Annotated in this window: 21 protein-coding genes; 10 read left to right on the top strand and 11 right to left on the bottom strand. The window is 61.9% G+C overall.

Annotation, left to right across the window (positions count from 1 at the left end; all coding sequences use genetic code 11):
* Window positions 1-5: 5 nt before the first annotated feature.
* The 8 genes from F7R11_RS11720 to F7R11_RS11755 all read left to right on the top strand — a co-directional run bounded on the left by F7R11_RS11720 (window position 6) and on the right by F7R11_RS11755 (window position 8120).
* Window positions 6-1001, top strand: a complete 996-nt coding sequence (locus F7R11_RS11720; RefSeq protein WP_064803718.1) for a glycosyltransferase — start codon at window positions 6-8, stop codon at window positions 999-1001.
* Window positions 1002-1009: 8 nt separating this feature from the next.
* Complete coding sequence (locus F7R11_RS11725; RefSeq protein WP_064806343.1) at window positions 1010-1939, top strand: formyltransferase; 930 nt, start codon at window positions 1010-1012, stop codon at window positions 1937-1939.
* A gap of 16 nt (window positions 1940-1955) precedes the next feature.
* The gene (locus F7R11_RS11730) at window positions 1956-3014 is read left to right on the top strand and encodes a bifunctional UDP-4-keto-pentose/UDP-xylose synthase (RefSeq protein WP_021194285.1); all 1059 of its coding nucleotides are present in this window, start codon (window positions 1956-1958) and stop codon (window positions 3012-3014) included.
* 31 nt (window positions 3015-3045) lie between these two features.
* Entirely contained in the window at window positions 3046-3939 is an 894-nt protein-coding gene (locus F7R11_RS11735; protein WP_064803720.1) for a 4-deoxy-4-formamido-L-arabinose-phosphoundecaprenol deformylase, read from the top strand.
* 95 nt (window positions 3940-4034) lie between these two features.
* Window positions 4035-4499, top strand: coding sequence for a peroxiredoxin (locus F7R11_RS11740; protein WP_064803723.1), 465 nt, complete (start codon window positions 4035-4037; stop codon window positions 4497-4499).
* A 464-nt stretch (window positions 4500-4963) separates the two neighbouring features.
* Entirely contained in the window at window positions 4964-6691 is a 1728-nt protein-coding gene (locus tag F7R11_RS11745; RefSeq protein ID WP_064803725.1) for a PhoH family protein, read from the top strand.
* Window positions 6692-6810: 119 nt separating this feature from the next.
* Complete coding sequence (locus tag F7R11_RS11750; RefSeq protein ID WP_064803726.1) at window positions 6811-7236, top strand: hypothetical protein; 426 nt, start codon at window positions 6811-6813, stop codon at window positions 7234-7236.
* A 164-nt stretch (window positions 7237-7400) separates the two neighbouring features.
* Complete coding sequence (locus F7R11_RS11755) at window positions 7401-8120, top strand: C40 family peptidase (protein ID WP_064803728.1); 720 nt, start codon at window positions 7401-7403, stop codon at window positions 8118-8120.
* 71 nt (window positions 8121-8191) lie between these two features.
* Here the strand turns inward: F7R11_RS11755 and F7R11_RS11760 are convergent, their stop codons facing one another.
* From F7R11_RS11760 to F7R11_RS11800, 9 genes are all read right to left on the bottom strand, one after another.
* Window positions 8192-9202 (bottom strand): inorganic phosphate transporter, encoded by a 1011-nt coding sequence (locus F7R11_RS11760; protein WP_021194279.1) that lies wholly within the window; start codon window positions 9200-9202, stop codon window positions 8192-8194.
* Between the two features lie 14 nt (window positions 9203-9216).
* Entirely contained in the window at window positions 9217-9843 is a 627-nt protein-coding gene (locus F7R11_RS11765; RefSeq protein ID WP_064803730.1) for a DUF47 domain-containing protein, read from the bottom strand.
* A gap of 149 nt (window positions 9844-9992) precedes the next feature.
* Window positions 9993-11381, bottom strand: coding sequence for a replicative DNA helicase (locus F7R11_RS11770; protein WP_021194277.1), 1389 nt, complete (start codon window positions 11379-11381; stop codon window positions 9993-9995).
* Between the two features lie 142 nt (window positions 11382-11523).
* The gene (gene rplI / locus F7R11_RS11775) at window positions 11524-11976 is read right to left on the bottom strand and encodes a 50S ribosomal protein L9 (protein ID WP_021194276.1); all 453 of its coding nucleotides are present in this window, start codon (window positions 11974-11976) and stop codon (window positions 11524-11526) included.
* 25 nt (window positions 11977-12001) lie between these two features.
* Entirely contained in the window at window positions 12002-12289 is a 288-nt protein-coding gene (gene rpsR, locus F7R11_RS11780) for a 30S ribosomal protein S18 (RefSeq protein ID WP_021194275.1), read from the bottom strand.
* 3 nt (window positions 12290-12292) lie between these two features.
* A complete protein-coding gene (gene priB, locus F7R11_RS11785) occupies window positions 12293-12619 on the bottom strand; it encodes a primosomal replication protein N (RefSeq protein WP_021194274.1) in 327 nt (108 codons plus the stop codon).
* A gap of 41 nt (window positions 12620-12660) precedes the next feature.
* Window positions 12661-13029 carry a 30S ribosomal protein S6 gene (rpsF, locus tag F7R11_RS11790; protein ID WP_021194273.1) on the bottom strand — a complete coding sequence of 123 codons (369 nt, stop codon included), beginning with the start codon at window positions 13027-13029 and terminating at the stop codon, window positions 12661-12663.
* Between the two features lie 93 nt (window positions 13030-13122).
* Entirely contained in the window at window positions 13123-14115 is a 993-nt protein-coding gene (locus F7R11_RS11795) for an asparaginase (RefSeq protein WP_064803732.1), read from the bottom strand.
* Window positions 14116-14253: 138 nt separating this feature from the next.
* Complete coding sequence (locus F7R11_RS11800; RefSeq protein ID WP_021194271.1) at window positions 14254-15030, bottom strand: ferredoxin--NADP reductase; 777 nt, start codon at window positions 15028-15030, stop codon at window positions 14254-14256.
* Window positions 15031-15283: 253 nt separating this feature from the next.
* On the opposite strand from F7R11_RS11800, the gene lexA reads away from it, so the two are divergent.
* Both lexA and F7R11_RS11810 read left to right on the top strand, forming a co-directional pair.
* On the top strand, window positions 15284-15937 hold the full coding sequence (gene lexA, locus F7R11_RS11805) for a transcriptional repressor LexA (RefSeq protein ID WP_064803734.1): 654 nt from the start codon (window positions 15284-15286) through the stop codon (window positions 15935-15937).
* A 120-nt stretch (window positions 15938-16057) separates the two neighbouring features.
* Window positions 16058-16243: a hypothetical protein gene (locus F7R11_RS11810; protein WP_064803736.1), complete on the top strand. Its 186-nt coding sequence runs from the start codon at window positions 16058-16060 to the stop codon at window positions 16241-16243.
* Window positions 16244-16583: 340 nt separating this feature from the next.
* On the opposite strand, the gene F7R11_RS11820 is transcribed toward F7R11_RS11810, so the two are convergent.
* Together F7R11_RS11820 and F7R11_RS11825 are read right to left on the bottom strand one after the other, a co-directional pair.
* Window positions 16584-16895: a cupin domain-containing protein gene (locus F7R11_RS11820; RefSeq protein WP_064803738.1), complete on the bottom strand. Its 312-nt coding sequence runs from the start codon at window positions 16893-16895 to the stop codon at window positions 16584-16586.
* A 17-nt stretch (window positions 16896-16912) separates the two neighbouring features.
* Window positions 16913-18649 carry a dipeptidase gene (locus tag F7R11_RS11825; RefSeq protein ID WP_064803740.1) on the bottom strand — a complete coding sequence of 579 codons (1737 nt, stop codon included), beginning with the start codon at window positions 18647-18649 and terminating at the stop codon, window positions 16913-16915.
* Window positions 18650-18719 lie beyond the last annotated feature (70 nt).

Genomic DNA, 18719 nt, shown 5'->3' on the forward strand with positions numbered 1-18719 from the left:
CAATAATGAAGACACCCGCTCTCTCGGTCGTCATTCCTGTCTACAACGAAGAAGACGGGCTCGCCGCGCTGTTTGCGCGACTGTATCCCGCACTCGATGCGCTCGGCATTTCGTACGAGGTCGTGTTCGTCAACGACGGCAGCCGCGACCGCTCCGCCGCCATGCTGGCCGAGCAGTTCCGCGCACGCCCGGACAGCACGCGCGTCGTGCTGTTCAATGGCAACTATGGTCAGCACATGGCCATCCTGGCCGGCTTCGAGCATGCGCGCGGCGAACGCGTCGTCACACTTGATGCCGACCTGCAGAACCCGCCGGAAGAAATCGGCCGCCTGATAGCCAAGCTCGACGAAGGCTACGACTACGTCGGCACCATCCGTCGCGCCCGGCAGGACAGCTGGTTCCGCCGCACCGCATCGCGCGCCATGAACTCGCTGCGCGAGCGCATCACGCACATCAAGATGACCGACCAGGGCTGCATGCTGCGCGCCTACAACCGGACCATCGTCGATACCATCAACCGCTGCCGCGAAGTCAACACCTTCATCCCGGCACTGGCCTACACCTTCAGCAAGAACCCGACCGAAATCGAAGTCGACCACGAAGAACGCTTCGCAGGCGAATCGAAGTACTCGCTGTACAAGCTGGTGCGCCTGAATTTCGACCTGGTGACGGGCTTCTCGGTGGTGCCGCTGCAATGGTTCTCGGCGATCGGCATGCTGCTGTCGCTGGCCTCGGCCATCCTGTTCATCCTGCTGGTGATTCGCCGCTTCGTGCTTGGCGCGGAAGTTCAGGGCGTATTCACGCTGTTTGCCATCACGTTCTTCCTGATGGGCGTGCTGCTGTTTGGCATTGGCCTCTTGGGCGAGTACATCGGCCGCATCTATCAACAGGTGCGTGAGCGTCCGCGCTATCTGGTGCAAGGCGTGCTGGAAGACACGCCCCATCTGCACGAAGCCGGCCCGGCTGACCTGAAGAACAATTCGCAGCGGGGTGTTGCATGAGTTCGGACATCAAGCGCCGTGCTGTCGTCTTTGCGTATCACAACGTCGGCGTGCGCTGCCTGCGCGTGCTGGCGGCGCGCGGCATCCAGGTCGAACTCGTCGTCACGCACGAAGACAACGCCGCCGAGAACATCTGGTTTGGCAGCGTGCGCGCCACAGCACAGGAACTGGGCATTCCGTTCATCACGCCGGAGAACGCGAACGGTGAAGACCTGCGCGCCCGCATCGCCGCCATCGCGCCGGACTTCATCTTTTCGTTCTACTACCGGCACATGATCCCGATGTCGCTGTTGAACCTCGCCAAGTTTGGCGCGTTCAACATGCATGGATCGCTCCTGCCGAAGTACCGTGGCCGCGTGCCGATCAACTGGGCCGTCCTGCACGGCGAGACCGAAACCGGCGCCACCCTGCATGAGATGGTCGAAAAACCGGATGCCGGCTACATCGTCGACCAGACCATCGTGCCGATCCTGCCGGACGATACGTCACACGAAGTGTTCGAGAAGGCCACCGTGGCCGCTGAACAAACCTTGTGGCGTGCACTGCCCGCGATGATTGCCGGACAGATTCCGCAGCACCCGAACGTGCTCGCCAACGGCAGCTACTTCGGCGGCCGCAAGCCCGAAGACGGCCGTATCGACTGGTCAAAGCCTGCCCAGCAGGTCTACAACCTGATCCGTGCCGTCGCACCGCCCTACCCTGGTGCATTTACAGACGCCGGCAGCGAGCGCTATATCGTCGCCCGCGCCCGTCTGGCACATCAAACCTTCACGAATTTGCCCCCGGGCTTGCACGTCGTGGATAATGCGACGTTCGGCGTGTGCGGCGATGGGGGAGCCATTGCCATCCACGAGCTCTGGCGCGTCGATCCCAATGCTGCCGGCGGCACGTCCGTCGTGACCGCACAGCAGCTCGCCAGCCAGCTTGCCATCTCCTGATCTTGAGTTTGCCTTCATGAAAAAAGTACTGATCCTCGGCGTCAACGGCTTCATCGGCCACCACCTGTCCAAGCGCATCCTGGAGACCACCGACTGGGAGGTCTATGGCATGGACATGCAGACCGAGCGTCTGGGCGACCTGGTCAACCACCCGCGCATGCACTTCTTCGAAGGTGACATCACCATCAACAAGGAGTGGGTTGAGTATCACGTGAAGAAATGCGACGTGATCCTGCCGCTGGTGGCCATCGCCACGCCGTCGACGTACGTCAAAGACCCGCTGCGCGTGTTCGAGCTGGACTTTGAAGCCAACCTGCCGATCGTGCGTTCGGCCGCCAAGTACAAGAAGCACCTGGTCTTCCCGTCGACCTCCGAGGTCTACGGCATGTGCACCGATTCGGAATTCGATCCGGAAGCTTCGTCGCTGGTCTACGGCCCGATCAACAAGCCGCGTTGGATCTACGCGTGCTCCAAGCAGCTGATGGACCGCGTGATCTGGGGCTACGGCATGGAAGGCCTGAACTTCACGCTGTTCCGCCCGTTCAACTGGATCGGCCCGGGCCTGGACTCGATCTATACCCCGAAGGAAGGTTCGTCGCGCGTCGTGACGCAGTTCCTCGGCCACATCGTGCGCGGCGAGAACATCAAGCTCGTCGACGGCGGCAGCCAAAAGCGCGCCTTCACGTACATCGATGACGGCATTGACGCGCTGGTGCGCATCATCGCCAACAAGGATGGCGTGGCTTCGGGCAAGATCTACAACATCGGCAACCCGTCGAACAACTACTCGGTGCGCGAGCTGGCCAACATGATGCTGGAGCAAGCCGCCAAGATCGACGAGTACAAGGACACCGCTAAGCAAGTCCAACTGGTGGAAACGACCTCCGGCGCCTACTACGGCAACGGCTACCAGGACGTGCAGAACCGCGTGCCGAAGATCGCCAACACCATGGACGAACTCGGCTGGAAGCCGACCACCACGATGCAGGACGCGCTGGCGAACATCTTCGAAGCGTATCGCATGCACGTGGCCGACGCCCGCAGCCTGGTCGAAGAAGGCAACGGCAACAAGTAAGCAACAGCAAAGCACCACCCCGCGCAGGTTCATGGCCCTCATCGTCCTCAAGATCGACGTCGACACCCTGCGCGGCACCCGCGAAGGCGTGCCCAATCTCTCGCGCATGCTTCGTGAGCACGAGGCAGGCGCGACCTTCCTCTTCAGCCTTGGCCCGGATCACACCGGCTGGGCGCTGCGCCGGGCATTCCGCCCCGGCTTCCTGAAAAAGGTTTCCCGCACGTCCGTGGTCGAGCACTACGGCTTGCGCACGCTGATGTACGGCGTGCTGCTGCCCGGCCCCGACATCGGCCGCAAGGCTGCCGCAGAGATGCGTGCGATTGCCGAGGCAGGTTTCGAGACCGGCATCCACACGTGGGACCACGTGCTCTGGCAAGACAACGTCCGCGAGCGCGATGCCGCCTGGACGGCCCGCCAGATGGGCGCCTCACACAAGCGCTTTGCCGAGATCTTCGGTCATGCGCCGGTCACACACGGCGCCGCTGGTTGGCAGATGAACGACCACGCCTTCCGCCAGATCGACGCCTGGAGCATGGCCTACGCTTCAGACGGCCGCGGCACGCATCCGTACATCCCAAGCGTTGACGGTCAGGCACTGAACCACGTCCAATTGCCGACCACGCTTCCGACGCTGGATGAACTCATCGGTGTGGATGACCTGACGACAGAAACCGTCGCCCGGCACATCCTGAAGATGACCGAATCCGATCGCGACCAAGTGTTTACCTTGCATGCGGAGCTTGAAGGGCAGAAACTCGCCCCGATCTTCCGCGAGTTGCTGCAAGGCTGGCGTGCGCAAGGCCATCGGCTGGCATCGATGGGCGACTACTACGCGACGCTCGATCGCAGCACCCTGCCCGTGCAGCCCGTCACGTGGGGCGAAGTTGCCGGCCGCAGCGGCAGCCTGATCGTTCAGCCGGCCTGATTGCTCTGGGCTCCGGTTCGGCGGCGGGCGCCGTGTTTCAGCCTTGCCCGTCCACGAGTTTCCTGTCTCTCCCCCGCGGTTTTCCGGAACACACCATGCCCGTCACCCTCGACAAGCCTCTTCCCGATTTCTCCGCGCCGGCCACCAGCGGCGTCACGTTCTCGCCGGCGTCGCAGCATGGCAAGATCGTCGTGCTGTATTTCTATCCGAAGGACAACACGCCCGGCTGTACCACCGAGGCAATGAATTTCCGTGACCAGTACGACGCCTTTGAAGCGGCCGGCGCCGTCGTGTTCGGCATCTCGCGTGACAGCCTGAAGTCGCACGAGAACTTCAAGGCCAAGCTGGAGATGCCCTTCGAGCTGATCTCCGACACCGACGAAGCCGTCTGCAATCTCTTCGACACCATCAAGATGAAGAAGATGTATGGCAAGGATGTGCGCGGCATCGAGCGCAGCACGTTCCTGGTCGATGCCAAAGGCGTGTTGCGCAAAGAATGGCGCGGCGTGAAGGTGCCCAACCATGTGGATGATGTTCTGGCGGCAGTGCGCGCGCTGTAATCGCGCTTGTCACCCATGAGTCACCAAAGCGCCGCGCGGGGCACAACGGCGCTTGCTTTTGTGCCAGTTTCGCGTGGCCGCAACGCGACACCACACGTCACATGTGACAGATTGCAAATCACAAACGCTTCCGATACAGTCGGAACCGATGAGTACGAAATCCGGATGCCATTCCGATTGCCCACGACGGTACCGGCGGCCAAGTTGGCCTGATACCGCATCGGCGTTTTCCCCAGCAGCAAGGCTGGGCAGAACGTCCGAATCGTGCAACTTGCTGTGGCGCTCGTGGTACCCACCTAGGCCGCCCCACCTCTCGCAGGTCATGGCGGCTTTTTTGTGGCTGTCGTTCATGCGCACCTGTGAGCGCCGCGGCGGCCCGTTCCCACATGTTTTCCACCAGCATCGCCCCGCCATGAGCGGGCGCGGTGTTTCGTCGTTGTTCCCTCCAGAGAGGTAATCTAAGCATGCCGCTGCCGACCATGCCCACCCAGCCAGCCCAATTGCTAGACCCGGCTGAATTCAAGCCTTTCGGCAAAGCCGGAAAGCCCAAGGCGGGTCAGGAACCTCGAAAACCGGTACCCGCGCTGGAGCGCGAGGCGCTGTCCGAAACCGGCCGTGCACAACCGAAACGTGCGACCGGCAGCACGGCCCGGGCCCGTTCAGGCGAAGCTTCGCCGATGGCCAAGGAAGACGCCCGCCAGCGTCCGACCGTCGCTACCAAGACCGTCGACAAGGTGCCCACCACCGACAAGTCGACCGAAACCGCTGCCCGCCGCCGCGCCCGTCGCGACGAGGGCCCGACCAAGCTGTTTGTGCTCGATACCAACGTGCTGATGCATGATCCGTCGTCGCTCTTCCGCTTTGAAGAACACGACGTCTATCTGCCGATGATGACGTTGGAGGAATTGGACAACCACAAGAAGGGCATGAGCGAAGTCGCGCGCAACGCACGCACGGTCAGCCGCACGCTTGACCAGTTGGTTGCCGGCACCGACGGCGTGATGGACGAAGGCCTGCCGCTCGAAAAACTGGGTAACCGCGATGCGCAAGGCCGTCTGTTCTTCCAGACGCGCCTGAACGACATCAAGCTGCCCGACGGCCTGCCGCAGGGCAAAGCCGACAATCAGATCCTGGGCGTGGTGGCCGCGCTGCAGCAGCAGCGCCCGGATCGCAACGTCGTGCTGGTGTCGAAAGACATCAACATGCGGATCAAGGCGCGCGCGCTCGGCCTGCCAGCAGAGGACTATTTCAACGACCGTGTGCTGGAAGACACCGACCTGCTCTACAGCGGTGTGATGGCCCTGCCCGCCGATTTCTGGCAAAAGCACGGCAAGAACATCGAGAGCTGGCAGGACCCGAAGACGGGTACGACGTTCTATCGCCTGTCAGGCCCGCTGGTGCCGTCGTTCCTGGTCAACCAGTTCGTCTTCTTGGAGCCGAATGACGGCAGCCTGCCGCTGTACGCGCAGGTCAAGGAGCTGAACGGCAAAACCGCCGTGCTGCAGACGCTCAAGGACTACACGCACCAGAAGAACAACGTCTGGGGCGTGACCGCGCGCAACCGCGAGCAGAACTTCGCGCTGAACCTGTTGATGCACCCTGAGGTGGATTTCGTCACGCTGCTGGGCTCGGCCGGCACGGGCAAGACGCTGCTGGCGCTGGCTGCAGGCCTGGAACAGGTGCTGGACCAGAAGCTCTACAACGAGATCATCATCACGCGCGCCACGGTGCCTGTGGGTGAAGACATCGGCTTCCTGCCTGGCACGGAAGAAGAGAAGATGCAGCCGTGGATGGGCGCCTTCGATGACAACCTCGAAGTCCTGCAGAAGTCCGACGACAACGCCGGTGAATGGGGCCGCGCTGCCACGCAAGAGCTGATCCGCTCGCGCATCAAGGTCAAGAGCATGAACTTCATGCGCGGCCGCACCTTCGTCAACAAGTTCCTCATCATCGACGAGGCACAGAACCTGACGCCCAAGCAGATGAAGACGTTGGTTACGCGCGCGGGCCCGGGCACCAAGATCATCTGCCTGGGGAACATCGCGCAGATCGACACGCCGTACCTGACGGAAGGTTCGTCCGGCTTGACGTACGTGGTGGATCGCTTCAAGGGCTGGAGCCACAGCGGTCACATTACGCTGGCGCGCGGCGAGCGTTCGCGACTCGCAGATCACGCGTCGGACGTGCTGTAACCGCCATACAGCGACGGGTTCGCCCGTCGCCAACTGTTGTGCCACAAGGCCGTGCAATTGCGCGGCCTTTTTCTTGCTGCATAGTCCTTGCCGTTCATTCACCTACAGGAGGCTCGACGATGTTCATGCAGCGAAATCCGCAGTTCCGCACGCGCTCGACACTACCCTGGGTCGCGCTGGCAATGCTGTTGTCTGCCAGCGCGTCCACCGCGCAGGGCAAGAACCTCACGCCGCAGACCGCCGGTCAGATCAGCTACGTCTGTGGTGGCGTTGCCCAGGATGAACAACAGGCCTTGAACGCCGAAGCACGCAACTACAACTTGTCTCTGTTGTTTACGCAGGGGCCGAGCGGCGAATACCTCGCCGACGTTCACGTTCAAATCACCCGACACGGGAAGGAAGTCGCCAGCTTCCGCGCCGATGGCCCGCGCTGCCTGATCAAGGCACCGCCCGCCAGCTATAACGTCATCGCCAGCTACCAGGGCACCACCAAGCGCGTCACGGTGCAGACTGGCAGTACGCGTAACGTGCAGTTGCGCTGGTAACACCCGCCCGAAAACCGCGACGCCATGGGAGGAAATTCTGCAGACCCGCACCCCGCTTGGCGTTGCGCCTCACCAACACGCCGCGTGGCCTGCGTCGGCCCGAATTTGGCATTTGGGGCGCCGAACGCATAGCATGCGAGCTATCCGGACTTTCCTGATGGCGCATGCTGACGCGGCACAGTTCTCCTCATGGCAACACCCGACTGGCAGGCGCTGCCCTGCTGGCGCTGGCATGCCTGCTGTCCGCCTGTTCATCGACGCCTACCCGCTCCACCGCCTCGCGCGATACCACCGGACTGCGCACACGCGGCGCCACGGTCAACGATCCGAGCGCAGGGCTGGAGGAGATCTCCATTGAAGCGATGGCGCTGGTCGGTACGCCTTACCGCTACGGCGGCAATACGCCCGACACCGGCTTCGATTGCAGCGGACTCGTGCGCTACGTCGTGCAGCGCGCCGCCTCGGTCAATCTGCCCCGTACCGCTGCCGAGATGGGCCGTCGCGGTACCTCGCTGGAACGCCGCGACGTGGCCTCGGGCGACCTCGTTTTCTTCAACACCACGGGCCAGCCGAACTCGCACGTCGGCATCTACGTTGGCCAGAATCGGTTTGTGCATGCACCGGCTACCGGCGGCACGGTCCGTCTGGAGGACATGACCAAGTCCTACTGGGCGAGCCGCTACATGGGTGCACGCCGCGTGGTGGCGGTCGGCAATCTGCCGGATGCCCCTGCGCCTGCAGTCACGCCGATCCCGGCAGCACCTGCCGCACCAGCACGGATGATCGACGACGACCCGCTGGGCGCCCTCGCCCGCGCACGCAGCACACCGTCCAACACCGTACCTGTGGACGACGATCCCATCGCCCGCTTCGCCACGCAATAGCGCGCCGGCACGTCCAAAACAAAACGCCCACCAATTTGGTGGGCGTTTCGCTTTACGCGTTGGCAATCGATTTACAGCACGTGCCGGCCGATCCACCAAGCAATCGCCGCCATGAACGCGGAAGCGGGAATCGTCAAAACCCACGCCCAGACGATATTGCCGGCGACACCCCAGCGTACGGCCGATGCCTTCTGCGCCGAGCCTACACCGACGATGGCGCCGGTGATCGTGTGCGTGGTCGACACAGGCACCCCCAGGGCCGACGCGAGGAACAGCGTCAGCGCACCACCAGTTTCTGCGCAGAAACCGCCCACCGGCTTGAGCTTGGTGATCTTCTGCCCCATGGTGCGCACGATGCGCCAGCCGCCCATCAGCGTGCCCATGCCGATCGCCACATAGCAGCAGACGATGACCCACACCGGCGGCTCTGCAGCCGTGGCCGACGCATAACCACCCGCGATCAGCAGCATCCAGATGATGCCGATGGTCTTCTGCGCGTCGTTGCCGCCATGGCCCAGGCTATAGAGCGACGCCGACAGCAGTTGCAGCCGCCGGAACCACCGGTCCACCTTGGATGGCGGCGTTCGGAAGAACAACCACGACACCGCCACCATCAGGATCGACCCGAGAATAAAGCCCAGCAGCGGCGAAATCAGGATGAAGGCAACAGTCTTGAGCAGACCGCTCGCCACCAGCGAGCCTGTGCCGGACTTGGCCACCGCCGCGCCGATCAAACCGCCGATCAACGCGTGCGATGAGCTAGACGGAATGCCGTAGTACCACGTGATGATGTTCCACGCGATGGCGCCCACCAGCGCCCCGAAGATGACGTAGTGGTCGACGATCGACGGATCGATCGTGTCCCGCCCCACCGTGGTTGCCACCTTGAGATGGAAGATGAAAATGGCGATCACGTTGCAGGCGGCGGCCATCGCCACTGCCTGCTGCGGTTTGAGCACGCCGGTCGACACCACCGTAGCGATGGAGTTGGCCGCATCGTGAAAGCCGTTCATGAAGTCGAACACGATGGCCAATCCCACCAGCAGGACGACCACCCAAAGACTGATCTGAAGCGTATGCATGAGGCGTCGTCTCGTCAGGCGTTTTCGAGCACGATGCCTTCGATGATGTTGGCGACATCCTCGCAACGGTCCGTAACGCTCTCCAGTTGCTCGTAGATGGCCTTGAGCTTGATCAACAGCTTGATGTCGTTCTCAGTGCGGAACAGCTTTGCCATGGCGGCACGCATCACGCGGTCGGCTTCCGATTCGAGGCGGTCGATTTCCTGCGCAATGGTCAGGATCTGGCGGCCATTGTTCATGTCGCTGAGCAACGCCACGGCCTTGCGGACTTCCTCGCAGCAGGACACGCAGATGGTGGCCAGCTGGCGCGATTCGTCGGTCACGTTGGTCACGTCATACAGCGAGATGGTGAGCGACACGTCCTCCATCAGGTCGAGGATGTCGTCCATCGTCGTGATCAGCTTGTGGATCTCGTCGCGATCCAGCGGCGTGATGAAGGTCTTGTGCAGCAGCTCGATCGTGTCATGCGTGATGCGGTCCGCCTTCTTCTCGAAGTTTTGCACGTTGCGCGCATGCATTTCGGCATTGGGCAAGTCATTGACCAGCTCCTTGAGCGCATGGGCCGCCTTGACGGCGCACTCGGCGTGCTGGTTGAAGTATTCGAAAAACTTGCCTTCGGTGGGCATGAAGCGACCGAACATGATGATCCTTGAAAACGGAGGAATGCAGACGTCGTAAAAACAGCGCCGGACGGGATCACCGCGGGCGCTGTCATCAAAACGCAATATTTTACCGGAACCGAGCGCCCATCATGCGTGGCACGTTGTGGCAGACCGACAAGAAAAACAGATTACGTATCGTTGTCGAAGAAAGCATTGCCACCGGTGAAGTTATCGAACTTCGTGTATTCACCCAGGAACGTGAGACGAACCGTACCAATCGGCCCGTTACGCTGCTTACCGATGATGATTTCGGCCGTACCCTTGTCTGGTGAATCCGGGTTATAGACCTGATCGCGATAGATGAACAGGATCACGTCGGCATCCTGTTCGATAGCGCCGGATTCCCGCAAGTCCGACATCACGGGGCGCTTGTTCGGGCGCTGTTCCAGGCTTCGGTTCAACTGCGACAGCGCGATCACTGGGCAGTTGAGTTCCTTCGCCAAGCCCTTCAGCGAACGCGAGATTTCCGAGATTTCGGTCGCACGGTTCTCGCCGTTGCCTGAGCCTGACATCAGCTGCAAGTAGTCGATGACGATCAGGCCGAGCTGCCCGCACTGCCGCGCCAGACGGCGCGAGCGTGCACGCAGTTCCATCGGATTCAGCGCGGGTGTTTCGTCGATGAAGAGCTGTGCGTCATTCATCTTCTGGATGGCGTGCGTCAGGCGCGGCCAATCCTCATCGAGCAGACGCCCCGTACGCAGTCGGTGCTGATCCAGCCGACCGACCGAACCCAACATACGCATGGCGAGCTGCGTGCCCGCCATTTCCATCGAGAACACTGCTACTGGCAGCCCCTGCTCCACGGCCACGTGTTCACCGATGTTGAGCGAGAACGCCGTCTTACCCATCGACGGACGGCCGGCCACGATGATCAGATCCCCGCCCTGCATACCGCTGGTCATGCGGTCAAGGTCGACGAAACCCGTCGGCACGCCCGTGATGTCGCTCTGGTTGTCGCGGTGATACAGCTCGTCGATCCGCTCGACCACCTGCGTCAGCAGCGGTTGGATTTCCAGGAAACCCTTCTGCCCGCGCGCGCCCTCTTCGGCGATCGCGAACACCTTGGATTCGGCTTCATCCAACAGTTGGCGCACATCGCGGCCCTGCGGGTTGAAGGCGCCGGCAGAGATTTCGTCGGCAATCGTCACCAGTTGGCGCAGCACACCACGGTCACGAACGATCTCGGCATAGCGTCGGATGTTGGCCGCGCTCGGCGTGTTCTGCGCCAGCGCGTTCAGGTAGGCCAGGCCACCCACCTCTTCCGCCTTGCCGACGACCTGCAATTGCTCATACACGGTGATCACGTCAGCCGGCTTGGCCTGTGAGATCAACTTGCCGATGTGATGGAAAATCAGCCGGTGGTCGTAGCGATAAAAATCGCCTTCGTTGATGAAGTCGGCAATACGATCCCAGGCAGCGTTGTCCAGCAGCAGCCCGCCGAGCACCGATTGTTCGGCCTCGATGGAATGTGGGGGCACCTTGAGGGAATCGAGCTGGGGATCGGAGGGCGCGTTCATGGCGGGATTATAGCGGCGCTGCTCGGTCTTCAATCTGAACCCCTGACACAAAGGACAACAAAAAAAGGCAGAGACTTTCGTCCCTGCCTTCTTGACTCGCGCCAGCCGGTCACCCGGGCGCCGCGAGGTGTAGCGTACGTGCTTAGACGGTCTCGCCTTGCACCGACACGTTCACGTCGACTGCCACATCGGTGTGCAGCGACACGACGACCGGGTGATCGCCCGTGGTCTTCAGCGGGCCGTTCGGCAGACGCACTTGCGCCTTCTCGACCTTGAAGCCTTGTGCAACCAGTGCGTCAGCGATGTCGTGGTTGGTAACGGAACCGAACAGGCGACCGTCCACACCTGCCTTTTGCGACAGTTGCAGCGTCAGGCCGTTCAGCTTCTCGCCTTCGGCTTGTGCAGCAGCCAGCTTCTCAGCGGCCAGCTTTTCCAGCTCAGCGCGGCGTGCTTCGAATTCTTTGATTGCCGAAGCCGTAGCACGGCGTGCTTGCTTTTGCGGGATCAGGAAGTTACGGGCGTAACCGTCCTTCACACGCACCACGTCGCCCAGGTTACCCAGGTTGATGACTTTTTCCAGCAGAATGACTTGCATCGTTTGTTCTCCTTATCCGCGCCGATTACTTCTTGTGCTGATCGGTGTACGGCATCAGCGCGAGGAAACGCGCACGCTTGATGGCCGTATCGAGCTGGCGCTGATAGATCGCGCGCGTACCGGTCAGGCGGGCCGGAGTGATCTTGCCGTTTTCGCCGATGAAGTCCTTGAGCAGATCGACATCCTTGTAGTCGATTTGCTCAACGCCTGCCACGGTGAAGCGGCAGAACTTCTTACGCTTGAACAGCGGGTTTTGCTGCGTGAAGCGCTTCTTGTTCTTCGCGTCGCGCTGCTTCTTGTTCATGAATGCCATGATTCAATCCTTTACGAATACGTTACATCCGGAGATGTGAAAGACCAATGTCTTGCTGCTGCGGTGCTTGCGAGCCAGGAATCCGACGCAATCCAGGACAGTGCCCGGTGCGATGCGGTCCAGAACGGAGGCCATCTTGCCGGCGCCCAGCGCTTCGATCGAAAACTCGACCTGTCGCGCTGTCTGCGCTTCCATCGCCTGCCCACTGTAGGTCAGCAGACAATTGACGATGGGCACGCCGGCTGGGGTGTATCGCATCACCTCGCGCTCGACCAGTGTGGCGACGAGCTGCAGGCGGTTGATGGCGCTTTCCCCAGGGTTTCCGTTCATGCTCGCGGTGCGTAGTTAAACTTGCGCCGCACCGCGCGGCATTAGGCGGCCTGTTCGGTTTGAGCGGCGGCCTTCTTGGCCTCTTCGCGTGCCACTTCCTTCATCATCGGCGACGGAGCCGTTTCAGCCTTCTTGGTCTGAACGATGAGGTGACGCAGCACAGCGTCGTTGAACTTGAACGCGTGCTCGAGCTCGGCCAGGGTTTCCTTGCCGCATTCGATGTTCATGCACACGTAGTGAGCCTTGGCCAGCTTCTGGATCATGTAGGCCAGTTGACGACGGCCCCAGTCCTCGACGCGATGCACCTGACCGCCTTGGCTTGTGACCGTGCTCTTGTAGCGCTCGATCATTGCAGGCACTTGCTCGCTCTGGTCCGGATGGACGATGAATACGATTTCGTAATGACGCATTGACGCTCCTTGTGGATTAAGCCGCCCGGGCGTCACACTCCGGTGCAGCAAGGTTGGTTAGCCTGCCATTATACGCAGGCTTTGGCGATTTTTTCAATACCGATCAATGACTTGCTGCAGGGAGACAGTTTCTGCCTGAGCACGCCCGGCCGCGAGAAGGAGCATCAGCAGCACACGCGCCTTATACGGATTGAGCGTGCCCGTCGAGGCCCAGCCCTGCCCGGTGGGTTGCGTCGGCACGACGCCCGCGCCAGTACGTGTCGAACGCAGCACAAACACGCCTTGCCGGCTGGCGCGCTCCAGTGCAGCCTCGAGATTCGTGTGGATAGAGCCCGCGCCGGTGGCCGCAATCACGAGCCCCTTCACACCGGCTGCGACCAGCGTATCGACCAGTCGCGCATCCGGCTGCGCATAGCTCGCCAGCACCTCCACCCACGGCCATTGCCCCGCCTGCGGCATCGGCAGCACATCGGTCGAAGCCGGGCGCTGGGTCGTGCGCGTGAACTGCACCTGCGTGTCGAGTACGAAACCCACCGGACCACTATCCGGCGAAATAAATGCCTCTACCGCGTAGGTGTGCCCCTTCTGGACATCACGCGCCGCATGCACGCGCTGATTGAGCGCCACCAACACACCACGCCCGCGCGAGGCCGGACTGGCCGCCAGCCGCACCGCGTTCAGCAAATTCAGCGGACCATCGGCCGACAACGACGTCGACGGCCGCATCGCCGCCGTCATGACGATGGGCGTATCGGTCTGCTGCGTCAGGTGCAGCAGCATGGCCGTCTCTTCGAGCGTATCCGTACCGTGCGTGATAACCACGCCATCCACGCGCTCAACATCGATCCAGTGATGGACACGCGCAACCAGCTTCTCCCACACGTCAAAGGTCAGGTCCTTGCTATCGATCTGCGCGACCTGCTCGGCACGCACATTGGCAATGCGCTCCAAACCAAGCTTGCTGGCCGCAAGCAATTGATCAATGGGCACAGCGCCGGCTCGGTAGCGGGCGGCGGAGCCGGCATCATCAGCAGACCCGGCGATCGTGCCGCCGGTGGCGAGGATGGCAATGGTAGGCAAGGACATCGTTGCAGACATGCGTGGTGGGCAAGGCGCGCATTGTATCCGCGCGCCCCGCCTTTGCCGACGCGGGATTGCCCTTGGGCGAGCACCAAAGCAAAACGCCGGCACACAGGCCGGCGTTTGCAGGAAAAGCCGCGTCGCTTATTTCTCGACGAAAGCGCGCTCGATCACATAGTCACCGGCCTCACCCATGCGCGGCGAAATCTTGAAACCACGCGCATCGAGCAGCTTGCAGGTGTCATCCAGCATGGCCGGGCTGCCACAGATCATGGCGCGATCGACCGCCGGGTCCAGCGGCGGCAGCCCGATGTCAGCAGACAGCTTGCCGTTGTCCACGAGATCGGTCAGGCGGCCCATGTTGCGGAACGGCTCGCGCGTGACGGTCGGGTAGTAGATCAGCTTCTCGCGCACCTGGTCGCCAAAGAATTCGTTGTTCGGCAACTCGCTGGTGATGAAGTCGGCATAGGCCAACTCGCTCACCTGGCGCACGCCGTGCAGCAGCACGACCTTTTCGAAGCGCTCGTAGGTATCCGGGTCCTGGATGATGCTCATGAACGGTGCCAGGCCGGTGCCGGTACCGAACAGGTAGAGGTTCTTGCCCGGCAGCAGGTCATCCAGCACGAGCGTGCCGACCGGCTTCTTGCTCACCAGCAGCTTGTCACCCACTTTCAGGTGCTGCAGGCGCGAAGTGAGCGGGCCGTTCTGAACCTTGATGCTGAAGAACTCCAGATGCTCTTCGTAGTTCGGGCTGGCAATGCTGTAGGCACGCATCAGCGGCTTGCCCTCGACTTCCAAGCCAATCATGACGAAGTGGCCGTTATGAAAGCGCAGCGCTTGGTCGCGCGTGGTCTTGAAGCTGAACAGGGAGTCGTTCCAGTGATGGACGCTCAGAACGGTCTCTTGATTGAATGCGGACATGGTGACGTTTGGCCAGCCCAACGAGGCTCAATCGGGCTATGTGGCGGTGCAAAATGCGGTCAAGGCCTTGATTTTATGCGATTCCCCTTAGCCGCGCCTGTATGGATTGCGCATAAGCTTCTAACCAGCCGCACAGGTTTTGACTTGGGTCAGAGGCTGCGGCGCACCCGCGCAACACGCCGCAACGAAATCACTTGCGCTTCCCGCGTCACTGTATAAAATCACAGCACCTGTTCAAATATACAGTACGCCAATGGCCACCCTCACCCCCCGCCAGCAGCAGATCTACGACCTGATCCGCCAGACGATCCAGCGCACCGGCTTTCCGCCCACCCGCGCCGAGATTGCTGCGGAGTTTGGCTTCTCGTCGCCCAATGCTGCTGAAGAACACCTGCGGGCGCTGGCGCGCAAGGGCGTGATCGAGCTGACGCCAGGCGCCTCCCGTGGCATCCGGCTGCGCGCAATGGGCGCTGATGCGAGCCAACACCAGTTTTCGCTGCCATCGATGGGGTTGATGCAATTGACCTTACCGCTGGTGGGCCGTGTGGCTGCCGGCAGCCCGATCCTGGCCGCCGAGCATATTGATCGGCAATACCAGGTCGATTCGTCACTATTCTCAGCCCAACCGGACTTCCTGCTGAAGGTGCGCGGCATGAGCATGCGCGACGCAGGCATTCTGGACGGCGACCTGCTGGCCGTGCAGCGCGCGACCGAAGCTACCAACGGCAAGATCGTCGTTGCACGACTGGGCGACGACGTCACGGTCAAACGCTTCCAGCGCAAGGGACGTCACGTCGAACTGATCGCTGAAAACCCCGATTTCGAACCGATCCACGTTGACCTGGATCGCGATGAGTTTCACCTGGAGGGCTTGGCCGTCGGTCTGATCCGGCCTGCTGCTCCGTAAATCTCTGGCGCAGATCGGCGCCGAATTTCTTCGCTGTTTGATTCAACCTGGAGGTGAGCCACCGGCTCGCCAGGGCGGAGTCTTGCCGCTCGCTTTCCACCCGAACCCACGAGGTCTGCCATGCGACTCGGATCGATGTCTTCCCAACGCCGCCCGGTGCATCCGGTGCCCTTCCGCCAAACCCAAGGCGTGCGTATCTACCAGGGGGAACAACGCCGCACGATGGTCGGCAGCATGGCCGCCATCTGCCGCATGTTGGATGCGATTCCGGCGGCCTCTCGAACGGCGGGCGCCGAAGGCTGCTGAAGATGATAGAGAGGCAGGAATCACGCTGCGACGGCCGATCAGGGCATTCCCCAATGCTGCCGCCGCAACTGATTTCATACACTTGCCGTGCCCTGAGGACAGGGCTTTCTTCAACTGATTTTCGGCCCGCCATTTGAGCGGGCTGTTTTTTTGCACGCAAGTTGCTGCAGCGGCACATTCGCAGATGTTCCGCCAGCAAAACAGACGTTTACCCGGATTTTGTTTGGCGTACGTGACAGTACTATTGCTAATGCCCTCAGGGGCAATTGAGATCGCTGAATTCGAAGCCCGCAGATTGCGGGCTTTTTTTTGCGCCGCAACCCGCCATCCGGCATCGCATCTACACGCTGCCAGCTTTCTCCACCACGAGAATCCGCGCCGCGCCGCGTGGATGCGCCACGTGCTCGCAGCCAATGTCCGCAAAGAAGATGTCACCCGGCTCGAGCACCGCAACCTTCTCCGCGCCAGCCTCTCGATAGTGCATATCGACGGTACCGTCGAGCACCACGAAGATCTCCTCACCATCGTTCACGTGCCAGCGATAAGGCTGGTCAGTCCAATGCAAGCGCGTCGTGATGCCGCTCATATTGGCGATGTCGAGTGCGCCCCAGGCACGCTCTGCGGTGAACGACTTGGCGCGGATGATCTTCATGGCGATCGTGCGATCGTTTATTGCATCGACGGCAGGTTGCCGATGCGCACCAGCATTTCGGTAAACATCTGCATATCCAGGTCGAGATCCGGTACTTCCTTGTACTCGTTGGCGTTGTGCGCGGTGTACTTCTTGCCTGGCATGGCGGGGCCAAAGTTGATCGCGTTCGGCATCAGCTTGGCGGTGGTGCTGCCGGCAGTCGGCACAGGCTTGGCGTCCAGACCTGTCGTGTCACCGTAGATGTTGAGCAGCGTCGACAACCAAGCCCCCTTCGGATCGCGCGCCATCCAGTTGCCCTGGTCGTGGTTGATCTCCAGGGCGATATGGTTGGTGTTGGCCCACGCATTGATCTTGCCAGCGATCTCGCCACGCAACGCGTCAGGCGTTTTGCCGCGCGGCATGCGCACGTTAGCGGTCACCTCTACGCGGCCATTCTTGTCACCGATCACGGTCGGCGAGATGGTGAGCGGGCCCATGAAGTCGTCCTTGTAGGCAACGCCGATGGTGTTGCCGAGATAGTCGGTGCCGTAGAGGTCGGTCAGGTAGCGCACGGCATGAGCGTAGGCATTGTCGGCCAGGCCCAGATCCGCCGCGCGCAGGAACAGCGCCAGGCGCGGTAGCGGATTCACGCCCTCTTCCGGGCGCGAGCCGTGCGCCGAGGTACCAGTAACCTTCACGACGATGCTGTCGGCATTGCGCGTGATGTCGATCGAGAACTTGCCCTGCGCCGCGAGGCTGCTCACGAATGCGTCGCGCTTGGCTTCGAGCGCGGCGGCAGCCACGCCCAAGTCGCCGCCCTTGAGTGTGGCCGTGGCCGTCTGCGGGATGGAGCTGGCCGATGCCGCTCCGCTCATCGAAACGATCGCCGTACGTGCCGAATCGCCCACCCCAGCCTGCGCGGGGAAGAACACCTTCAGTGCGCCCGAGCCCTTCTCGGCCACGACGGCTGGGTACTTGCTGTCGAGCACGATGTTGTACGCGGGCAGCTGCGTGCGCTCGCGGTAGTACTTCATGCCGTCGCCGCCGGTTTCTTCGGTGGTCTCGATCATCAGGCGGATCGTGCGCGCGAGCGGCACGCCGCTGTCTTTGACCGTTTTCATGGCGTACAGCGCGGCGGCAATCGAGCCCTTGTCGTCGATCGTGCCACGGCCGTACAGCAACGTGCCCACTCGCGTGACCTTGAACGGATCGAGTTTGGTGCCATCGCTGAGCACCCATTCTTCAGCCTTGGCGGGCACGACGTCGGCGTGCGTCAGGATGCCGAACTCGTCCGAGCCGGTGCCGGGCAGCGTGACTTCGAACACACGGTTGTCGACGTTGCGGAATTTCAGGCCGAAGTCGCGCGCCATGCCCTCGACCAGCTTGCCGAACGCCACGATGGCGGGGTTTTCGTGCTGCGGAATCTTGTCGTCGCGCACCGTGGGCAGCGCGACCATCTTCTCGATCGAGCCGATCACGGCCTGCTGGTTGTGCAGACGGTTATACACGCCGAGCAGGCGGCCGATGTTGATGAGGTCGTCGCCCGTGAGCGGCGCCTTTTTCTGGTACGCAGCCACACTGCCCGCGACTTGCGGGTCTGCCTTGGCGGCAGCGGCGAGGAAGCTGTTCAGGTCAGCCGATGCCTTGGATTGCTCAGCGGCGAGCAGCGCGTCGAGCTGCGGCTTCTGAAGCGTAGCAGCGAAGGCACCGGCACCCAGCGTCAGGGACAGCGCGATGGTCAGGACGGACAAGCCAATACGGGCAGGACGTTGCATCGAAACAGTTTCCGGAAAGGACGAAGGCGCCATCATAGGGGCGAAGCGCGAGCCACGCATTGTGCAGCGC

Origin of the sequence: Ralstonia insidiosa, assembly GCF_008801405.1 — a bacterium.
GTDB classification, from domain to species: domain Bacteria; phylum Pseudomonadota; class Gammaproteobacteria; order Burkholderiales; family Burkholderiaceae; genus Ralstonia; species Ralstonia insidiosa.

Bases quoted from the DNA above. Each gene is read 5' to 3' on its own strand.
- F7R11_RS11720 (WP_064803718.1), top strand. From the start codon at position 6: ATGAAGACACCCGCTCTCTCGGTCGTCATTCCTGTCTACAACGAAGAA.
- F7R11_RS11730 (WP_021194285.1), top strand. From the start codon at position 1,956: ATGAAAAAAGTACTGATCCTCGGCGTCAACGGCTTCATCGGCCACCAC.
- F7R11_RS11735 (WP_064803720.1), top strand. From the start codon at position 3,046: ATGGCCCTCATCGTCCTCAAGATCGACGTCGACACCCTGCGCGGCACC.
- F7R11_RS11740 (WP_064803723.1), top strand. From the start codon at position 4,035: ATGCCCGTCACCCTCGACAAGCCTCTTCCCGATTTCTCCGCGCCGGCC.
- F7R11_RS11745 (WP_064803725.1), top strand. From the start codon at position 4,964: ATGCCGCTGCCGACCATGCCCACCCAGCCAGCCCAATTGCTAGACCCG.
- F7R11_RS11750 (WP_064803726.1), top strand. From the start codon at position 6,811: ATGTTCATGCAGCGAAATCCGCAGTTCCGCACGCGCTCGACACTACCC.
- F7R11_RS11755 (WP_064803728.1), top strand. From the start codon at position 7,401: ATGCTGACGCGGCACAGTTCTCCTCATGGCAACACCCGACTGGCAGGC.
- F7R11_RS11760 (WP_021194279.1), bottom strand. From the start codon at position 9,202: ATGCATACGCTTCAGATCAGTCTTTGGGTGGTCGTCCTGCTGGTGGGA.
- F7R11_RS11765 (WP_064803730.1), bottom strand. From the start codon at position 9,843: ATGTTCGGTCGCTTCATGCCCACCGAAGGCAAGTTTTTCGAATACTTC.
- F7R11_RS11770 (WP_021194277.1), bottom strand. From the start codon at position 11,381: ATGAACGCGCCCTCCGATCCCCAGCTCGATTCCCTCAAGGTGCCCCCA.
- rplI (WP_021194276.1), bottom strand. From the start codon at position 11,976: ATGCAAGTCATTCTGCTGGAAAAAGTCATCAACCTGGGTAACCTGGGC.
- rpsR (WP_021194275.1), bottom strand. From the start codon at position 12,289: ATGGCATTCATGAACAAGAAGCAGCGCGACGCGAAGAACAAGAAGCGC.
- priB (WP_021194274.1), bottom strand. From the start codon at position 12,619: ATGAACGGAAACCCTGGGGAAAGCGCCATCAACCGCCTGCAGCTCGTC.
- rpsF (WP_021194273.1), bottom strand. From the start codon at position 13,029: ATGCGTCATTACGAAATCGTATTCATCGTCCATCCGGACCAGAGCGAG.
- F7R11_RS11795 (WP_064803732.1), bottom strand. From the start codon at position 14,115: ATGTCCTTGCCTACCATTGCCATCCTCGCCACCGGCGGCACGATCGCC.
- F7R11_RS11800 (WP_021194271.1), bottom strand. From the start codon at position 15,030: ATGTCCGCATTCAATCAAGAGACCGTTCTGAGCGTCCATCACTGGAAC.
- lexA (WP_064803734.1), top strand. From the start codon at position 15,284: ATGGCCACCCTCACCCCCCGCCAGCAGCAGATCTACGACCTGATCCGC.
- F7R11_RS11810 (WP_064803736.1), top strand. From the start codon at position 16,058: ATGCGACTCGGATCGATGTCTTCCCAACGCCGCCCGGTGCATCCGGTG.
- F7R11_RS11820 (WP_064803738.1), bottom strand. From the start codon at position 16,895: ATGAAGATCATCCGCGCCAAGTCGTTCACCGCAGAGCGTGCCTGGGGC.
- F7R11_RS11825 (WP_064803740.1), bottom strand. From the start codon at position 18,649: ATGCAACGTCCTGCCCGTATTGGCTTGTCCGTCCTGACCATCGCGCTG.